Origin of the sequence: Bacillus stratosphericus (genome assembly GCF_020524495.1) — a bacterium.
Lineage (GTDB): Bacteria > Bacillota > Bacilli > Bacillales > Bacillaceae > Bacillus > Bacillus stratosphericus_B.
The window spans coordinates 48003-66150 of sequence record NZ_JAIVLB010000003.1 but is presented as its reverse complement, the minus strand read 5'-3'; the positions used below and the strand labels follow the sequence as shown (position 1 = coordinate 66150).

Sequence of the window (18148 nt, the reverse complement as noted above, 5' to 3'; positions counted from 1 at the left end):
CTTTACAGGGAATGTAGACTAACCTAGTCAAATGGGACATAAAAAAACACCCTTTAAGTGATACACTTAAACTAAGTGTAATTTGGGGGGTATTTTTTATGGAGAAGAACAGATATTCAGCTTAAATAAAAAGGGCTGTTGTGAAAGATAAATGAAGCGGACAGTTTACCATTCAAATTATGGATAATTACAATATAAAGAATGTGTCTCAGATTAAAACATGGATGAAGTGGTATCGATAAAATCGGTTATATCGATTCGATCAGCCAATTGGAAAACAATATAGCTTCGGGATCCGACAATGTATCCAAAGAGGAAAAAGTGAATAGGCAGGTTGAACACCTTAAGTATGTCCAGACGAGGTAACTGCTGGGATAACGCAGTAATTGAATCATTCCATTCAAATAAGAGGAATTTATGTTTACAAAGTTCAACTCTATATCAGAAAAAGATGTCAGACAACGAATTGACCGTTACATCAAGTATGATAATGAAGAGCGTATCCAAGAAAAATTAGGCTACCACGCACCAAAAACATTATGGTACCATGTCAGCCTAATAGTGTATTTTAATTGTGTCTCATTTTGCTATGTCAGTCTATACGGTTATTGGCTTTTTATTTGTTCAGATGAAAATCCTAATTCTCTTGAAATACCGCCGGCAGCTTTTTTGACTTCCTCAATTAAGTAAGGTAGGCGTTCCTTTTGATACCCTGCTTCAAACCCTGCAATGCTAATTCCTGCTGCCACTTCCCCGAGATGATTGAAGATCGGCGCTCCAATAGCGGCTGTATAGTTTTCAAGCTCTGAATAACTTAACGTATAGCCCCGTTTGTTTGATTCTTCGAGAATGTTTCGAAGGACAGCTTTATCTGTGATGGTCCCAATTCCGATTTTCTCTAGCTCGACCGAGTCCATGTAGGCCTGTCTCTCTTTCTCTGGTAAAAATGAGAGAATACTTCTCGCACATGCTCCTGCATATAGTGGAGATCGCCTGCCAACGGCGGTATAGAGCCGAACAGGCTGCGTACCTTCGATTTTTTCCACGTAAATGGCTTCGTCTCCTTCACGAACGATGAGCTGTACGACTTCTCCTACCTCATCTCGCAAGCTTTCCATAAACGGCCTCGCAATCCTCCGAATATCAAGGCGATCGGCTACAAGCTGACCGTATTCAAGAAACATCAATCCTAATCGATAAACACCAGACTCGTGTTTTTCTAATAAACCCATGTCTGCTAATGAGCTGGCCATTCGATGTACAGATGTTTTTGGCATATGGGACAGCTCAATCATTTCATTTAACGTTAATTGTTCGTGTGAGATAAACAGCCGCAGAATCTCCATTGATTTCACAACGGTTTTATTTGTGTTTTGCATAATCCTCACCTTTTCTAAACGAGAATGCTTCCAGCTTTATTCTTGCAGTCAGTTCCCTCACTTCCTCCTCTTGGTGAAATAGTGCTTGCTCTGCTTCCTGCCGGTCGATTTGCTGAAAATACAGATTCGCACCAGGCATTGACTGCGCAATGAGAGGCAGATCCACTGTCGCTACTTCACCCATCCGAGGGTATCCGCCTGTTGTTTGCCGATCTGCCAGCAGAATAATCGGCTGGCCGTCAGGAGGGATTTGGACAGAGCCAAAGGCAACAGCTTCTGAAATCAATTCAAGCTTTTGCTTTAAGCGAATGGGTTCTCCCTTCAACCTACATCCCATACGATCTGATTGAGGCGTGACCTGGTAAGGCTGCTTAAAAAAGGCTTTTTGAGATTCTTCCTGAAAATAAGAGAGATATCTGCCTGCCAAAACCCGAATCACTTGTGATTTCCGTAACGGCAAGAAATGAGTATGGTTCACTGTCCAATCAGGTGCGCTGTATCTCGCATATTTCTCTTTACTTTTTAGCATGTGAAGCAGGCTGGTCGCTAGTGATGATGGCTCTCCAATGGTCAGGATGTCATCTTTTTCAAGCAGACGCCCTTTCAGCCCGCCTATCCCCGCTCTCACATAGGTGCTTTTACTCTGCATGACTGGCTCAACATCGAATCCACCTGCCACAGCTAGATAGGAGCGGCATCCCCTCATACAAGGTCCAAAGGTGATGGTGCTTCCGGATCGAATGAAAAGTGGTTTCCAAAGAGGTGCTTGGTCCCCATCAATATCGATCTCCACATCAGCGCCAGTGACTGCAATCAACTGATCTTTCTGACACTTAAACACAGGACCTGGCCCCATCAAGGTGATTTCCAGTACAGCTTCGTTTTCTTGATTTCCGGTCAAAATATTGGCGATTCTGAGGGAGAGCTGATCCATGCCGCCGCTCGTTAGGACGCCATACTTCTGGTAGCCTTTTCTCCCATTATCTTGAATGGTTGTGAACATCCCTGGCTTGATGACTTGAATACTCAACGTTTTGCCTCCTTCATGCTGAAGAATTCCTTTTCAGACATTTGGACAAATCTGACCTCGTCCCCTGCTTTCAGTAGACTTGGTATCTCAGCATCTGGCTGAAACAATGGCAATGGGGTTTGTCCAATAAGCTGCCAGCCTCCTGGTGTGGAAATGGGGTAAACGCCTGTTTGCTTTCCCGCAATTCCTACAGACCCTTTTGGAATGGACATTCTCGGTGTTTCCCTGCGGGGTGCTGCGATCTTGTCAGAAAGCCCGCCCAAAAACGGAAACCCTGGGGCAAATCCAATCATATAGACAAGATACGTCCCGGCTGTATGGATACGCACCACTTCTTCAGGTGTCAAACCATTGATGCGGGCGACTTCTTCTAAATCAGGACCAAACGCTCCTCCGTAACATACAGGAATGTCGACGATGCGGCGCTCAACCTGAACCCCTTCCTGCCATTTGTCTTCAAGAAGCCTTTTGATATAGGCTTTGACCCATTCATATGGAGATATGCTATGTTGATCCAGCTGAGCAGATTGATGAACCGTATACGGCTCATAAAAAACGGTCACATTTGTAAAGGCTTGAACGGCTTCAACATATCCGTCAAATGGATGCTGTTCAATACATGCGAACAGCTGTTGAACACCCTCATGAATCTCTTCACGTATGTCGTCTCCAGCTTGGATGACGATCGCTGCATCTCCAAGCGGGTGGAAGGTGATGAAATCTTTTATCGTCGAAAACGCCACTTGAGGACACCTCTCTTTCTACAGCACACCGAGCTGCTGATCTCTTCGGTCTGTGATGAACATATGACCAGGTGCATGGGTGATCGCAATGTCTGGTTTTGTGTGCATGACAATGGCTTGCGGCGTCACACCGCATGCCCAAAACACCAGGACCTCTCCTTCTTTGATAGCAGACGGCTCTCCAAAGTCTGGTTTGTCCACATCTGCAATCCCAATTACAGCTGGGTCTCCAATATGGATGGGACCGCCATGTACGGAAGGGAATCTAGACGTCACCTGAACACTTCTTGTGACTTGATGCACCGGAATGGGTCTCATGCTGACAACCATCGGGCCATGGAACACCCCTGCCTGTTCACAGGGTATATTCGTTTCATACATCGGTACGTTATGACCGTCTTCGATATGGCGTACAGGGATATCATTCAGCATGAGCGCATGCTCAAAAGTAAAACTGCATCCGATAAGAAAGGCGACCATGTCACCCTCCCAATAAGGGGAGATATCTGTCACCTCTTCTTGAAGGACCCCTTTTCGGTAAATACGGTATTTCGGAAAATCCGTTCTAATATCTGCTTGAAGCGCTGACCGTCTTGGCACTGGATCACCTGGCTCCAGTACATCAAGCAAGGGGCATGAAACCGGATTACGCTGACAAAATAAAAGAAAATCGAAGGCAAGTTCTTTTTTGACAATCATTAAATTGGCTTGAGCAAATCCTTCAGCATAAGCAGCCGTTGGTCCTGTGATCTCCTTTTTTCGGATCAATTCCCTGATCTGTGCTGGCTCACATGCTTGATATGCATTCATCTGAATCAACTCCATAGTTTCGGGATTTCATTTAAAATGGTATATCCGCTCATAACGGCCATGATGACGACAACAAACGCCCCTGACGCTGTCAAAAAGAATGGATGACGATAATCACCAACAATCTCTTTTTTATAGGCTGCGACCAGCAATGTTCCAAGTGCAAGCGGCAAAATCAATGCATTAATCGCTCCAACCAATATCAATACGTTCACAGGTCTTCCGATGGTCATAAAACAAATAGTCGAGAGAGCAATAAAACCGATGATAATGCCGCGTTGATTTTGCTCAATTTTTGGCGAGAAGGTTTTAAAGAAGGAGACAGATGTGTATGCCGCTCCAATGACAGAAGTAATCGCCGCAGCCCACATAATCAATCCGAACATCTTAAATCCAATATTTCCTGAAGCTAGCTGAAATACAGAAGCAGGTGGATTCGATGGATCAATCTGTAAGCCTTTTGAGACAACCCCTAGAACCGCTAAAAATAAAGCGACACGCATCACAGATGTAATTAAGATACCGAAAATGGAGCTTTTCGTGACTTGTGGAAGTGCCTCCTTCCCTTTGATTCCAGCATCCAGCAAACGATGACCACCAGCAAAGACGATATAGCCGCCAACCGTTCCGCCCACAAGAGTCACAATCGATAAAATATCAATTTTCTCTGGAACGAATGTTCTCACTGCCGCTTCTCCAACTGGTGGAGCAGTTGAAATGGCCACATACAGCATAAGCCCAATCATCACAAAGCCGGCCACCTGTGTGAATCGATCCATCGCTTTTCCAGCCTCTTTGATGACAAAAATAAGAATGGCAATCACTGCACTGACCCCGGCCCCTATTCTTGGATCGACGCCGAAAATCACCTGAAAACCGAGACCAGCACCAGCGATATTTCCGATATTAAAGGCAAGTCCTCCAATGACAATCAAAAAGGCTAACACATAACCAAGACCCGGAAAAACCATATTTGCAATATCCTGTCCTCGTTTTTCTGAGACGGCAATGATGCGCCATACATTCGTTTGTGCAAAAATATCTAACAAAATGGAGATCAAAATAACAAACCCAAAGCTAGCTGCAAGCTGCTGTGTGAACACGGTCGTTTGTGTTAAAAATCCCGGTCCGATGGCTGACGTAGCCATTAAAAAGGCTGCCCCCATCAACATGGATCGGTTCCCCTTTGGTGCCTTCATGTTCTTGACTTCCTCTGTTTTCATGCTGTTTCCCCCTTTGATGACGATTTTTATTGAAAGGCTTTGAGATGAATATTGGCTTCTTTTAGCTTCGCTGTAATGGTTTTTGCAAATTGAAGCGCATGGCTGCCGTCTCCGTGGATGCAAACCGTATGTGCTTTGAGATAAATATCTTCCCCTTGAACTGTACGAACCTTTCCTTCTCTAACCATACGAACGACCTGCTCTACCACCATTTCATCCTCTTCAATGAGTGCATGTGGCTCGCGGCGGGACGTCAGTGTTCCATCTGTTTGATACGTCCGATCAGAAAAGACTTCATGCGCCACTTGAAGACCTATTCTTTCACCTGCTAACGCGAGTTCACTGCCTGATAACCCAAATAACACAAGGTTTGGATCGACATCATATACAGCCTTTGCAATTGATTCGGATAATTCAGTATTTTTAGCCGCCATGTTGTACAGGGCGCCGTGTGGTTTGACATGCTGTATCGTGCCGCCTTCTGCTTTTAGAAAGGCTGACAGAGCACCAATTTGATAGATGACGAGATCATAGGCTTCCTCTGCCGAGATGGCCATAGGACGTCTTCCAAAGCCGACTAAATCTTGGAGACCTGGATGTGCACCAATTTGAACCCCTTTATCCAGCGCCATTCTGACTGTCTTTCTCATCACCGTTGGATCTCCTGCATGAAAACCGCAAGCAATGTTGGCAGAAGTTACAAATTCAAGAATTTGTTCATCTGCACCGATTGTGTATTGACCAAAGCTTTCTCCCAAATCACAGTTGATATCCACTTGATACATAGAATCCCCCCTCGTTGTTCCGAAAAACGGAATAATAAGTCCGAATATTCGGACTTATATTGATTATACCAACTTTTGATACACTTGACATTAAAAAAATTGTCAGAAAACATAACAATAGAACTAGGAGAAAGAAAAGAAGCGAGAGGTGATGTCCTCTCGCTTTTCCAATAGGTATGATGATGTTTTATGAAAGACATCATTATCTAAAAGCTGCTGATCAAAGCTTTTTCATAAACAGACCCAGCCTCAGCCATGTTCATTTCTAAGTTGGATGTGCAGTCCACATAGATCGCAAGCGAGATCATGAAAAAATAACTGGTCCCCATGTACCCAGTTCATCATTCCTTCTTTATTGAGATAGCACCCAATGTTGTATGGCTTTTGCTACACCGTGTTCTGTATTAGGAGCGGTAATCCAATCAGCAGCTTCTTTCACGACTTCTTGTGCATTTCCCATCGCAATGCCTAATCCTGCTTCTTGAATCATGGCCATATCATTTAGGCTATCGCCAAGTGACATGACGTTGTCCATCGTACAGCCAATGCGTTCTGCTACTTTTGCAAGAGCCGCAGCTTTGTTAATGCCTGCCGCATTGACTTCGATATTGGTCGGACTTGAATTCGTAATCTCTAGATGCTCATTTGTTTTCAGTGTATTCAGCACTTCCTCACGAATGTCATCATCATGAATATCAAAGCCAAATTTCAACCATTCATGGTCATGAATACGTTCTGGGAATTCCCCACTCCACACCTTATCCACAGTGGAAGCCCAGTAATCGGTTTCGTACCTATTTTTAAATTCCCACATCATTTGGACATGATCGGGGTGCAGCAGTTCTCGTTCAATGAGCTGAAACGATGAATCCCAGATTTCACTGCCGTTTGCTGTAATAAGATAGGAAGAGAGTTTGAGCGGCTCCACAAGCTCTCGGCATGTCATCAGCGTACGTCCTGTGCTAATGACCACATGGACGCCTTTTGCCTCTGCTTCTTTAATGGCTTGTTTATTTTCATCCGGAATGACGTGTTCACTGTTTAATAGCGTGCCATCCATATCAATGGCAATCAATCGGATGTCTTTCTTATCAGCTTGTGTTGACAAATTGAGTACCCCACTTTGTATCATTTTTTGAATCTACCTTTATTTTAATATAAAGATGAAGATGGAACAAAGGGACGAGTTTGATCCCATAGAAAAAAGACCCTGTTACAGGTCTTGTCACATATTCCTAGCGTTCACAAGCGATGCCGTCTTTATCACGATCAAGGTGTTTATTTTTTTAGGTAATTTGCTTTTGATGCATATGGCTTGTACTTTGTTTTTCGTGTTTTTGCTTTTCGCTACGCCGCCTTTATAAACCTTGTTAAGCGCTTTACAGGTTTTGTACTTGACTGTCTTTGCATCCGCTGTGTGAGTGTCCACTTGAGTAAAGCTTAGTAAAAGACCTAAAGACAAAACGTTTTTGCGGCTCTTCTTTCTTCAGCTTTTTCTCAAATTGAAGATTAGTTCTGTTTCCAAGATGCTGAAGCAACCTTTTAACATCTTCCTGACTTAAATGCTGATCCTTTTTCAGTACTAATTCAAAGCCGTTTCCTTTTTGATTCTTGGCAGCAACTGAATAATGCTTCATTTTGGTGAAATTCTCAATGATCATTTTTCTCTTCCAACAATTAAAGACAAGGTAGGGGTTTGGACTCTACCTTGTGACAGTAACATAGGACTTTTGCTTAATTTAGTTGCCAACAAAGTTGCATTGATACCAATGAGTGTAACACCACATACTTTACGGCATGGTTATGCAATTATCTCTGGTGATCAAGGAATTGACGTTTACAAAATTTCAAGTGCTCTTGGGCACAAGAAGCTAGACACGACTAGGATTTATTTAAGAAGAAAGATTCATGCTTCCAAGCTTGGCAGAGGTCTTCATTCCTGGATTCCATAAATAAAGATAAACCAACCCTTCCAATTAATCAGGAAAGGTTGCTTTTATTTTGCTTATTTAGGAACAATTTATTGGTACGGGTTTGACCATCTATACTTTTCCTTACCTTAGTTAAGCCCACGATATATAAAGGAATTGAGATTATTAGAATTGGAAATCACCATCTTTTAATAATAAAACTTCCGTTCCGTCTTCTTTCATCCCTATCACCTTCATATCTTCGGTACCAAAGGCAACATTGACTAACAAGAGGGACGTATTCAGTCCTGCTTCCTTCAACGCTTCCCCAGATAGGTTGCTGCCATATTGTAGGTTGGAAGGAGAAGCGTTGCCGATGCCAATATGGCAAGCTGTATTTTCATCAAACAATGTGTTGTAAAAAAGCATATCCGCCTGAGCAAGTGGAGAATGGTTAGAGACCAACGCAATTTCCCCTAGATAATGGGAACCTTCGTCTGTTTCGATGAGATGTTGGAGCGCATCCTGTCCAGTGGCTGCATCATAGTCCTTAATCCGTCCATTTTGAAAAATGAGGGAAACATCATAGATAACCCTTCCCCCATAGACAAGCGGTTTCGTAGCTACGAGTTTTCCATTCACCTTATTTCTATGGGGGGCAGAGAATATTTCCTCTGTGGGAATGTTCGGAAAAAATGAAATTCCCTTTTTATCTGTGACCCCTCCGCCGATAAAGACATGATTCTTTGGCATGCCGACGACGAGATCTGTTCCCCGGCTATTGGTAAAATACAGTGCCGCAAACTGGTGATCGTTTAGAAACGTTTTCCGGGACTCGAAGGCTCGGTCATGTTTTTCCCAGTCTTTGATAGGATTTGTTCCAACTGCCCGCGCACCACTTAAGATAGCTTGCCATAACAATTGCACAGCTTCTTCTTTACTTACATGAGGAAATACTTTCGTGGCCCATGCGAAGGACGGGACAGCTAGAAGACACCAGCGTACCTTGTGGGACCTAATCATTGCATCATGATCCTCCAACTTGGTGCGGAAAGCCTTTTGAAAGCGACTAATCCTTTCTGGGGAAACATTCTTAAAGATATTGAAGTTTTCAGAAATAATATGGATGTAAGCAGCGCCCGCATCGTCCCACTCCTTATAACGGGCATGTTGCCAGTCGGGAAATTGATCGATGGCACCATCTGTGGCATGTATATAAAATGCTTGGGTAGACTGTTCGTCTGTCCAGTCCATCACCACATTTGAAGCCCCCGCTTCATAGGCTGCAGTTTGGATAAGACGTGCAAAAGTTGCGTTTTTTATGTCACTATGAATAACCACTAATTGATTTTTTTGCACATTTACACCAATTCGCACCGCAAGTTCGGCATACTTTTGCAATTGTTCTTCACTAATAAGCTCATATATTCCTTTCGTCATCACACATTCATCTCCTAACTTTTTATTCCTTGATAAAATGTTAAATTTTGACACTTAGACAAGCATAGGTCTCCATTTATCTCATGAATATAACAATTCTCTTGGGATGTGATTTCTTCTAAAGGGCACGGCGGAAACATAGGAATGAGCCACTTTTGAAATCCATTAGAATACCCCATATTGATGCCAACACAAATTGAAGTCCTTCACAATGGTAATATTGCTATTCCATCCTCTGAAGGTAAAGTATTAATCTATGATAAAAATTTTAACTTAATAAAAGCTTTTGATATGAAAGAAACAAAAGAAGAACAATATCTCCAAAACATTCAATTCTCTAAAGATAACATGTATGCGTTTTTTAAATACCATACTCAAAAGGAACAAAATGTGATAGGACGTGTAGATCTATATAACATTAAAAAAGGAAAATTAGCAAAATCTATTGATATTCAATCAAAAAAAGATTGAGAAACGGGACGACTTGAATTAATTCAGTAATAAGGGGGATGACCTAGTGGGATCTATTGTTTTATTAATTGTTTGTGTTTTGCCCATATTGTCCATTCTAATAGGGGTATTAGGAACACGTATTTTTAGAAACATCTGGGTTTCTCCTCATGTTTGTCTCTTATTAAGTTTGGTGTGTTTATTTACTTTAGCAGAAGGAAACCTTTCCTTTTTATTTTGGGTAGTATGCTACACTGTGATTTCCATAATCTCTTCTGTCATAACTCTTCTCATTATTAAGAAGGCTCCTTAAGAAAAACAGGACTGCATCATAATCCAGTCCTGTAATGATTTATAGACGATAACGTGCAATATCCTGGTTCAATCGCATGCTTAGCTCATTGAGCCTTTCTGCTGCCTTCGCCACATTGGAGATGGCGGTGACTTGTTCGTCTGTAGATGCTGTGATTTCTTCGATGGCGGCGGCATTTTCTTGAGAAATATGTGCTGCACCATGCATCGCTTTTGTGATGAGATCGTTTTGTTCCAGCAATGTATTGAGCTCTTTTGTCATCGCATTTGTTTCGACAATGGTTTGTGAAATTGACATAGAGATGGTACTGAATTCATGTTCTGTTGCTTGTACCGCTTCATCTAACTCGGTGAAACGTTCCATTGTTTTAGACATCATGCCGGCTGTTGCCGTCGTTTCTTCTTTAATGCCTTGAATCATTTGCTGAATTTGGACCGCTGATTGCTTTGTTTGTTCAGCTAAATTACGTACTTCACTCGCCACAACGGAGAAGCCTTTGCCGTGCTCTCCTGCGCGTGCCGCTTCAATACTTGCGTTCAGTGCAAGTAAATTGGTCTCATTTGAAATGCTTTCAATCGTGTCTGTGATTTGAGAGATATCCTGAACTTTTGTACTTAACTGCTCGATCCCAGTTCTAATTCCTTGAGACGCCTGAATCGATTGTTCGTTTGATTGTTTTAATTTCTGAACAATTTTCTGGCCCTGCTGTGATGATTGATTCGACTGGTCAGAAATTCGTTTAATTTGATCGCTTTGCTCTTTGACGTTTTCAATGGATTGATTGAACTGGGTCATTTGTTGATTGGCCACCTCAAGGTCTGATGCCTGATGAAGCGTACCAGTCGATATATCGCCAATCGCTCGGCCAATTTCTTCACTGCTGGCTGATGTTTCTTCAGATATCGCAGATAAATCTGTCGCTGATTCGACGAGTTGACTGCTCGTTTCCTGTAAACCTCTCACAAGTGCTCTGAGTTCTCCAGACATATGGTTAAAGCCTTGTGCCATCTGTCCGATTTCATCCGTTGTTTCTTTTAAGCTCGTACGTTCAATATTACCAGCCGCAATTTCTTTTGAAGCAGCAGTGACTTGCTTGAGCAGTCTGATTTTTCTTCGAGCGCCCAAATAAAAGACTCCAAGGCTAAGGAAAGCGACACCCGCTGTAATCAGGATAATATATAGCTTCATCTGTTCTAGTTCTTTATAAAATTCATCCTCGAATACTGCAATCCCTACACTCCAATTCCATGGCGTGAACTGGCTCATGTAGGCCATCTTTTGCTTTTCTTCCCCAGTCGCATTGTCTTTATCCATGTAGGTGACATAGTGTGCATCCTCGCCCTTTGCTGTGGCGCCAGCGACCATTTTTTGACGGTTGGTCGTGTTATCTGGGATAGAGCCAATGTCATTGACAGGATGTACTTGTGATGAATAATCCGCTCCATATGCGACAAGATAGCCTTTATTTTTATAGATAAAATCTGATTTTTGAAATTGGTATCCTTCCCCTTTGTCATTTTTAGGCCCACTCAAGTAAATACGGGCTTGTTCCTGCGCCTGTTCCAGTGTCAGTTCTTTTTTCTCCACACGGTCATTTAATTGTTCAAGTGTGGCCATTGCTCCGTTGACGATGTGTTTTAAATCTGCTTTCCCTGCATCAATTAGTATATTTTCCGCTAACAAATAACCTGTTGTTCCAACAAGTCCGCCTGTTAAAATCGTAATCACGATGATGGCAGACATTAATTGAAAAAAGACACTTCTTGAAACGAACGCTTTCTTTTTCATATTCAGATTCCCCCTTACTTCATATATCGTCAAGCGAGGGAAAGTATTAAAAAAGTCATAGAAAAAACCGGTTACACATAAATGGAAAGGGATTTTTCGATTATAGGGCTGTTTCTTTCAGAATGGCTTGATAGAGATCTTCTTTTGGCGTAAGTCCACATATCTCTTGCAGCACACCTTCAATGCCCTTTTCTTTCCTTAGTGCTTGCATGCGAACAGCTTCTTCGTCTTCTGCAAAATCGTAAGCCAAAGCTGCGGCAATGCCTTTGATTAAATAAACTGGCTGTTTGATTTTCTTCGCTGGACCGATCAAGCGGTCATCTGCCCCCAGCTTTCTGAGGGGGGAACGTGCGACACGAGTCACTTCATCGGAAATAAAGGCATTTTCAAATCGTTCTTTTTGAAAGCCATATGTGTCAATTAAATAGCTGCCCGTTTCGTGAAGGGCACCTTCGACAACTTGACGTATCTCTGGTGTGTCGACAGCTTCTTTGATCGTCTGAATGCCCTGCTGATAACCGACGTATGCCGCTAGGGCATGTCCTGTGTTGACAGTGAAGAGCTTCCTTTCAATATATGGCGTCAAATTTTTACAAATGTCGCTCCGTCAATCTGAGGAACATCTCCAATAAAGCCCGTCTCATCAATGACCCACTCAAAAAATGGCTCAACTGACACTTTGAGATTGTCCTCATGGTGCTGAATCGGAACAATGCGGTCAACCGCAGCGTTTGGAAAGCCAACTGTTTGTGATATCGCTTCTTGTTCATCTGATGTCAAATGAGAAAAAACGGCTTCTTTTAAATGAGAGCTGCCCCCAATCATGTTTTCACAGGCAACAATGTTGATGATATGGTCAGACTTTTTTTGTTTTAACCCTTTAGCAATAGATGAGGCAATGATCTTCAATACGTCTGGTCCAACGGCTGTCGTAATCAAATTGGCTGTGACAACAGCCTCTGTTAATGCCGCTGGGTTTTGTGCCGAATTGATCGCTGACACAGGACCTACCACTTCCTGCTTCTGCCCCGGTGCTGCGAGTTCAACCGTGTATTCTCCTCTTTCATTCAGCTCATTGATGACCGCTTCATTTACATCCGTAAATACAAGCTCAAAGCCTGATGTCTTTAATAAAGATCCGATAAACCCTCTGCCAATATTCCCTGCTCCAAAATGAAGTGCCTTCATGTTAGTTCACCTCATTAAAGATGGCGATCAGTTCATCCTGATCCTTTGTATGAATGATGCGTTCTACATGTTCTTCTTCTGAACAGACAATCGCAATTTGAGAAAGAATATCAAGATGCTCATTGTTTTTCCCAGCGATTCCAAATACGACTTTGGCGATATTTCCTTCTCCATATTCAACGCCATCTGGGATTTGGATGATTGAAATTCCTGAATGCAGGACAGCTGCTTTGGCATCTTCTGTCCCATGAGGAATCGCAATCCCGTTGCCCATAAATGTAGATGAGATTTTCTCTCTTTCAAACATTTTGTCAACATAATCGCTCGTGACATAGCCGTTCGCCACTAGGACTTCTCCTGCTTTTTTAATGGCTTCTTCTTTAGAACCTGCTTGTTCGTTCAGAAAAACATTGTCTTTTGAAAGTACTTGTTTCATGAATGATCACACACCTTCTTTAGAATGGAAAATCAGGAAAAGTTGAACTCAACCCGTTTTGTCATGTTATTTTTTTAATTTCTTAATCAGCTCATCGTATTTCGGGCTGTTTAAGAAATTGTCAACTGAGATATGCACAACTCCCGGCAGTTTTGCCTTGGCCCTGTCTGTTAAATCTTTATGGGTAAAGACCACATCGGCATCATTTGGGATGTTGCTGATGGATGTGTTTGTCACATCAATATCAAGCTCTGCCTTTTTGACTTTGTTCTTTAAGATGGAAGCGCCCATCGCACTTGAGCCCATTCCTGCATCACAGGCAAAGATGATTTTGTTCACGTCATCTGGATTGACATCACTTGGAAATGCTGCTTGCTCGTTCGCTTCCGCATCTTCTTTTTGTGCTGTTAGAGCTGCTGCTGGACTTTTCTTCCCTTTTATGTCTTGCATCTTTTCTGTTGCTGCCGTTAAGTCCTCATCAGTTGCTTTGGACGCTTTCAAAATGACAGAAGCGACAAGGAACGATACGACCGCTGCCACCGCAACACCTGCTAGAACGGCAAGGTGGCCGCCTTTTGGTGACATTAGCATGAGCGCGATAATACTTCCTGGTGATGGGACAGCCTTTAATCCTGCATTTAATAAAGTGAAAGTCAGAACACCACTTGCTCCACCTGCAATGACAGCCAAAATGAGTTTTGGCTTCATTAAGATGTACGGGAAGTAAATTTCATGGATTCCCCCTAAGAACTGAATGACAATTGCACCAGGTGCAGATTGCTTCGTATTCCCTCTTCCAAAGAACATATACGCACGCAAGAAGAACACCTAAACCTGGTCCTGGGTTTGTTTCAAGCAAGAACAGAACAGACTGACCCGTTTTGGCTGCTTGCTCCACCCCTAAAGGGCCTAAAATACCTTGGTTAATGGCATTGTTTAAGAACAATACTTTCGCAGGTTCAATGAAGATACTGGCCAGCGGAAGTAAATGTGCATTGACAATGATATCTACACCTGCGGCAAGGACTTTATTAAGGCCAAGTACCACTGGGCCGATTGCGTAGAAATCAATGACAACAAGAATGGCACCGAGGATACCTGCCGTGAAGTTATTAATAAGCATTTCAAAACCTGATCTGATTCGATCTTTGAATAGCTGGTCTACTTTCTTAATGAGATAACCGCCAAGTGGTCCCATAATCATGGCACCTAAAAACATTGGAATATCAGAACCAACAATGACCCCAAGCGTAGCGGTTGCACCAAGGACCCCGCCTCGATGGTCATAGACGAGTTTACCGCCTGTATATCCGATTAATAGCGGCAGTAAGTAGTTGATCATTGGTTCAACGAGTGTATTTAATTGTTCATTTGGAACATAACCACTTGGAATGAACAAAGCTGTAATAAGCCCCCAAGCGATAAATGCTCCAATATTCGGCATAATCATGCCGCTTAAATAGCTTCCAAAGCGCTGTACTTTCACGCGGAATCCTCTTTTTTCCTGCATCTGTGAAAACCCCTTTCTTCTCTCCCTTTATTCAGGGCTTTATAGGTCAAAAGATATAAGAACAAGTGTTGGTGAAGCCCTTATACCTATCGTAAAACGCTTTCACTTTCCCTTCTATTAAAACTAAATGTCACTTTGTCACTTAGTGTGTGACAAAATTTAAAAATGAATGAATTCTCTGATATAAAACAGGAAATAACAGGTAAAAAGGCTGATCTGACGTAGTTTTGATAGAAAATTCATTGGAATTTCACAACTTTCAAATGGTCGCTTCTTGTTTTCTCTTCTTAAATCGAATAGGCTTATATTGATCAAAGCTATTTATTCAAGAAACGTCTGCGCAGACATGACACAGAAAAAGTGAACCATCTTGCTGTTTGTTTCGTTTACCTTTTAAAGTGGGCGGCACAATAGGAAGAGCGGTTTCTTCTGTGACTCACAGTTTACTTCCGCTTTCTTTCTGATACATGAGACGTTTTCATAGGTAGAAAGGCGGTTATTGACATTGTTGAAATATCGCAACTGGCTGCTGATTCTTGTCGTGATGTTCGCTTTTTTCATGCCGAAGGAAGCATTTGCTCATGCATATGTGGTGAGCTCAAATCCAGCGGCAAATGAAGAGCTCGACAAGCAGCCTCCTTCAGTCTCTATCACATTTAGTGAAGGAATTGAAAGCGGCTTTCATGCTATTAAGGTGCTAAATGCAAAAGGTGATCGTGTGGATAAGGGAGATACGGTCATTAAGGATCAAAAGATCATGGAAGCTGCTTTAAAAAAGGATTTACCAAAAGGGATTTACACCATTCAGTGGAATGCGGTATCAGCGGATGGACACTCTGTCTCTGGCATGATCCCATTTAGTATTGGAAAAGCGGATGGAGGATTTGACCAATTAGATCAAGGTCAATCGAATGAATCCATTAATATGGCTTCGACCATTGACAAAGCCTTTCTCTATACGTCGTTTAGCTTATTTTTGGGGACTATTTTATTTGGACTGTTTTGGTTTCAGGCAGCCATTAAAACCGCATTAGCCAAACGAATGAAGTGGCTGTTAACACTCTCACTCATCATGATGGGCGGAGCACTCGTGCTCCAGCTGCCGATTCAAACAAAATCAGCGGCAAACGTGTCGTATTGGAAGGCGTTTGAACCATCGCTTTTAAAAGAAACCATTTTGTCTACTTCTGGTGGTAGTTTGTGGATGATGCTCATGGCATCGTTTGTTGTTCTCACCATCTGGACCATTGTGGCGATGAAAAAAAGGAACTTCACTTCTTTTCGGGTATGGATGTTTCCGCTGCTCATTTTCACTGTGCTCCTTTGGCTGAAAGCACAGATCGGTCACCCAGCAGCAACAGATAATAAAATACTGACAACGTCACTTGATTTCATCCATCTCGTCTCTGCATCCATTTGGGTCGGGGGTTTAACCTCCATTGTTCTGCTTTTGCTCAAGAAGCTGCCAAATGAAGATCAGCCGCTCTTACGCAAGACACTAACAGCCTTCCATCCGTGGGCGTTGCTCTCTGTTGGGCTAATAATGTTTTCAGGCTTTGTGAATGCGATCTTTATTTTGCAATCGTTTGATGCTCTTTTCCAAACAGTGTACGGACGGACGCTTTTAATCAAGATTGGTTTATTTATCATCATGGGCCTCCTTGGGCTTGTCCATTATTTGATGCTAAGATGGGAAAAGAAACACAATCGAAACGTTTCCTTACGGGTAGAATGGATCATTGGGATCGCTATTTTGTTATTAACGGCTGTATTCACCAATATTCCGAGCCCTCCCCCCCCTGCACCAGAACCATTCTTTGGAGCAAATCAGGTCGAGCATCGTGACATTGTGTCCTTGAGCATTACCCCGAATGCCCCTGGGAAAAATACGTTCGAAGTGGGATTTACGAAGGGGAATGGGCAAACAATCACTGACATTCAATCTGTGACAGCCAAGATCCATAAAGTCGCCTTATTCGGTGAAGAGACACCGAGCGAATTTCAGCTGAAACAATTAAAAAATGGACACTTCTCTGCTGAAAATCTCTTATTAAATGAAAAAGGAACTTGGAAGATTGAAATCCATGCATTAACTGGTTCTTTTGAAAACATCAACACTACTTTTATTAGAAGAAACTAAAAGGAGATCATATTTATGAAAAAATACGTTAAAGCTTTATTACCAATGCTTCTCGCTTCATTCTTACTGGCGATTCCTGTGAGTGCACACGTAACAGTCAAGCCTAATACGTCTGCAACAAACGCTTGGGAAACCTATACGTTAAAAGTACCTTCTGAGAGTGACAGCCCGACCACAAAGGTTGTCGTCACAATGCCTAAAGGCGTAGAATTCCAACAATACGAGCCAGTACCTGGCTGGAAAACAACAACTGAAGAGAAAAATGGCAAAGTCACAAGAGTCACTTGGGAAGCAACAGGTGATGGTGTGCTAGCTGGACAGTTCCAACAATTCGTTTTTGTAGCGAAAAACCCTGAAAAAGCAAGCGAAGCAGCATGGGATGCTTATCAATATTATAAAGATGGAACGGTCGTTGAATGGACTGGCGATAAAGATACTGATAAACCGCATTCGATCACAAACATCGTCGCTTCTAATACCGTAACGGATTCACACGGTCAAGAAAAACCAAAAGAAGAAAAGGCATCTGAAACAGACACTACTTCTCCCTCACCACTTGCCCTTGGCCTGTCCATTGCATCTCTAGTCGTGGCACTCATTGCACTTGGACTTGCTTTCAGAAAGAAATAAAATCTGCCAGGACTAACACCGAAAGAGAAGGTTTGTCTACACGCTGAAGCGATCGTTTTCTGACGATCGCTTTTTATTTTAACAACCTACCATTTCCAACATAGGATTTAATAGGATACAGGTGCATGCCATAATGAGACACATAACCAACTACTAATCATATTTGCTCAACTGCAGCTCTCCATTGCGGAAAAGGCAGCGATCAAAAGCGGTAATGTGCCGATTGCCATTCAAACAGGACAGAAACTCATTCAAAAAGCGGATGTCCAACATTTATTCTTCCGATTTCCATGTTAAAGGGCTATGTAGAGTGCGTCCTTTTCGGAGGGATTTGCTTATCAGACCAAGGAACAAGGGATTGAGAATCTGCTCC

Annotated in this window: 16 protein-coding genes and 3 pseudogenes; 5 read left to right on the top strand and 14 right to left on the bottom strand. The window is 42.5% G+C overall.

Going from position 1 to position 18148, the window contains the following annotated elements; genetic code table 11:
- Positions 1 to 605: 605 nt before the first annotated feature.
- From LC033_RS01935 to LC033_RS01895, 9 genes and pseudogenes are all read right to left on the bottom strand, one after another.
- On the bottom strand, positions 606 to 1379 hold the full coding sequence (locus LC033_RS01935) for an IclR family transcriptional regulator (protein ID WP_226566602.1): 774 nt from the start codon (positions 1377 to 1379) through the stop codon (positions 606 to 608).
- Complete coding sequence (locus tag LC033_RS01930; RefSeq protein WP_264188596.1) at positions 1363 to 2409, bottom strand: 5-oxoprolinase subunit C family protein; 1047 nt, start codon at positions 2407 to 2409, stop codon at positions 1363 to 1365. Before LC033_RS01930 ends, LC033_RS01935 begins: the two co-directional genes overlap by 17 nt.
- Entirely contained in the window at positions 2406 to 3152 is a 747-nt protein-coding gene (pxpB, locus tag LC033_RS01925; protein ID WP_226566601.1) for a 5-oxoprolinase subunit PxpB, read from the bottom strand. Before pxpB ends, LC033_RS01930 begins: the two co-directional genes overlap by 4 nt.
- 18 nt (positions 3153 to 3170) lie before the next feature.
- The gene (locus LC033_RS01920; protein WP_226566600.1) at positions 3171 to 3962 is read right to left on the bottom strand and encodes a putative hydro-lyase; all 792 of its coding nucleotides are present in this window, start codon (positions 3960 to 3962) and stop codon (positions 3171 to 3173) included.
- Positions 3963 to 3967: 5 nt separating this feature from the next.
- Entirely contained in the window at positions 3968 to 5185 is a 1218-nt protein-coding gene (locus tag LC033_RS01915; protein ID WP_226566599.1) for an NRAMP family divalent metal transporter, read from the bottom strand.
- A gap of 26 nt (positions 5186 to 5211) precedes the next feature.
- Positions 5212 to 5970 carry a 5-oxoprolinase subunit PpxA gene (gene pxpA, locus LC033_RS01910; protein ID WP_226566598.1) on the bottom strand — a complete coding sequence of 253 codons (759 nt, stop codon included), beginning with the start codon at positions 5968 to 5970 and terminating at the stop codon, positions 5212 to 5214.
- Positions 5971 to 6322: 352 nt separating this feature from the next.
- Positions 6323 to 7102: a Cof-type HAD-IIB family hydrolase gene (locus tag LC033_RS01905; RefSeq protein ID WP_376776390.1), complete on the bottom strand. Its 780-nt coding sequence runs from the start codon at positions 7100 to 7102 to the stop codon at positions 6323 to 6325.
- 103 nt (positions 7103 to 7205) lie between these two features.
- Positions 7206 to 7432 (bottom strand): annotated as a pseudogene (locus tag LC033_RS01900) (excalibur calcium-binding domain-containing protein).
- Positions 7350 to 7631 (bottom strand): hypothetical protein, encoded by a 282-nt coding sequence (locus LC033_RS01895; protein ID WP_226566666.1) that lies wholly within the window; start codon positions 7629 to 7631, stop codon positions 7350 to 7352. Before LC033_RS01895 ends, LC033_RS01900 begins: the two are co-directional and overlap by 83 nt.
- Between LC033_RS01895 and LC033_RS16775 the strand changes: the two genes are divergently transcribed.
- Entirely contained in the window at positions 7599 to 7922 is a 324-nt protein-coding gene (locus tag LC033_RS16775) for a tyrosine-type recombinase/integrase (RefSeq protein ID WP_264188595.1), read from the top strand. The two genes, LC033_RS01895 and LC033_RS16775, sit on opposite strands and share 33 nt — an antisense overlap.
- Before the next feature lie 144 nt (positions 7923 to 8066).
- On the opposite strand, the gene LC033_RS01885 is transcribed toward LC033_RS16775, so the two are convergent.
- Positions 8067 to 9320 (bottom strand): aminopeptidase, encoded by a 1254-nt coding sequence (locus tag LC033_RS01885; protein WP_226566661.1) that lies wholly within the window; start codon positions 9318 to 9320, stop codon positions 8067 to 8069.
- Between the two features lie 183 nt (positions 9321 to 9503).
- Here LC033_RS01885 and LC033_RS01880 point away from each other — a divergent pair, with 183 nt between their 5' ends.
- Together LC033_RS01880 and LC033_RS16980 are read left to right on the top strand one after the other, a co-directional pair.
- On the top strand, positions 9504 to 9791 hold the full coding sequence (locus LC033_RS01880; RefSeq protein WP_226566596.1) for a hypothetical protein: 288 nt from the start codon (positions 9504 to 9506) through the stop codon (positions 9789 to 9791).
- Positions 9792 to 9837: 46 nt separating this feature from the next.
- Positions 9838 to 10083, top strand: a complete 246-nt coding sequence (locus LC033_RS16980) for a DUF2651 family protein (protein ID WP_226566595.1) — start codon at positions 9838 to 9840, stop codon at positions 10081 to 10083.
- Between the two features lie 39 nt (positions 10084 to 10122).
- On the opposite strand, the gene LC033_RS01870 is transcribed toward LC033_RS16980, so the two are convergent.
- The 4 genes and pseudogenes from LC033_RS01870 to LC033_RS01855 form a co-directional block, all read right to left on the bottom strand.
- Complete coding sequence (locus tag LC033_RS01870) at positions 10123 to 11871, bottom strand: methyl-accepting chemotaxis protein (protein WP_226566594.1); 1749 nt, start codon at positions 11869 to 11871, stop codon at positions 10123 to 10125.
- 100 nt (positions 11872 to 11971) lie between these two features.
- Positions 11972 to 13059: pseudogene (locus LC033_RS01865) on the bottom strand (mannitol-1-phosphate 5-dehydrogenase).
- Position 13060: 1 nt separating this feature from the next.
- Positions 13061 to 13495 carry a PTS mannitol transporter subunit IIA gene (locus LC033_RS01860; RefSeq protein WP_226566593.1) on the bottom strand — a complete coding sequence of 145 codons (435 nt, stop codon included), beginning with the start codon at positions 13493 to 13495 and terminating at the stop codon, positions 13061 to 13063.
- Positions 13496 to 13561: 66 nt separating this feature from the next.
- Positions 13562 to 15005: pseudogene (locus LC033_RS01855) on the bottom strand (PTS mannitol transporter subunit IIBC).
- A 505-nt stretch (positions 15006 to 15510) separates the two neighbouring features.
- On the opposite strand from LC033_RS01855, the gene LC033_RS01850 reads away from it, so the two are divergent.
- Together LC033_RS01850 and LC033_RS01845 are read left to right on the top strand one after the other, a co-directional pair.
- Positions 15511 to 17145 (top strand): copper resistance CopC/CopD family protein, encoded by a 1635-nt coding sequence (locus LC033_RS01850; protein ID WP_226566592.1) that lies wholly within the window; start codon positions 15511 to 15513, stop codon positions 17143 to 17145.
- Between the two features lie 15 nt (positions 17146 to 17160).
- Positions 17161 to 17775 carry a YcnI family copper-binding membrane protein gene (locus LC033_RS01845; protein WP_226566591.1) on the top strand — a complete coding sequence of 205 codons (615 nt, stop codon included), beginning with the start codon at positions 17161 to 17163 and terminating at the stop codon, positions 17773 to 17775.
- The last annotated feature ends 373 nt before the right edge of the window (positions 17776 to 18148 follow it).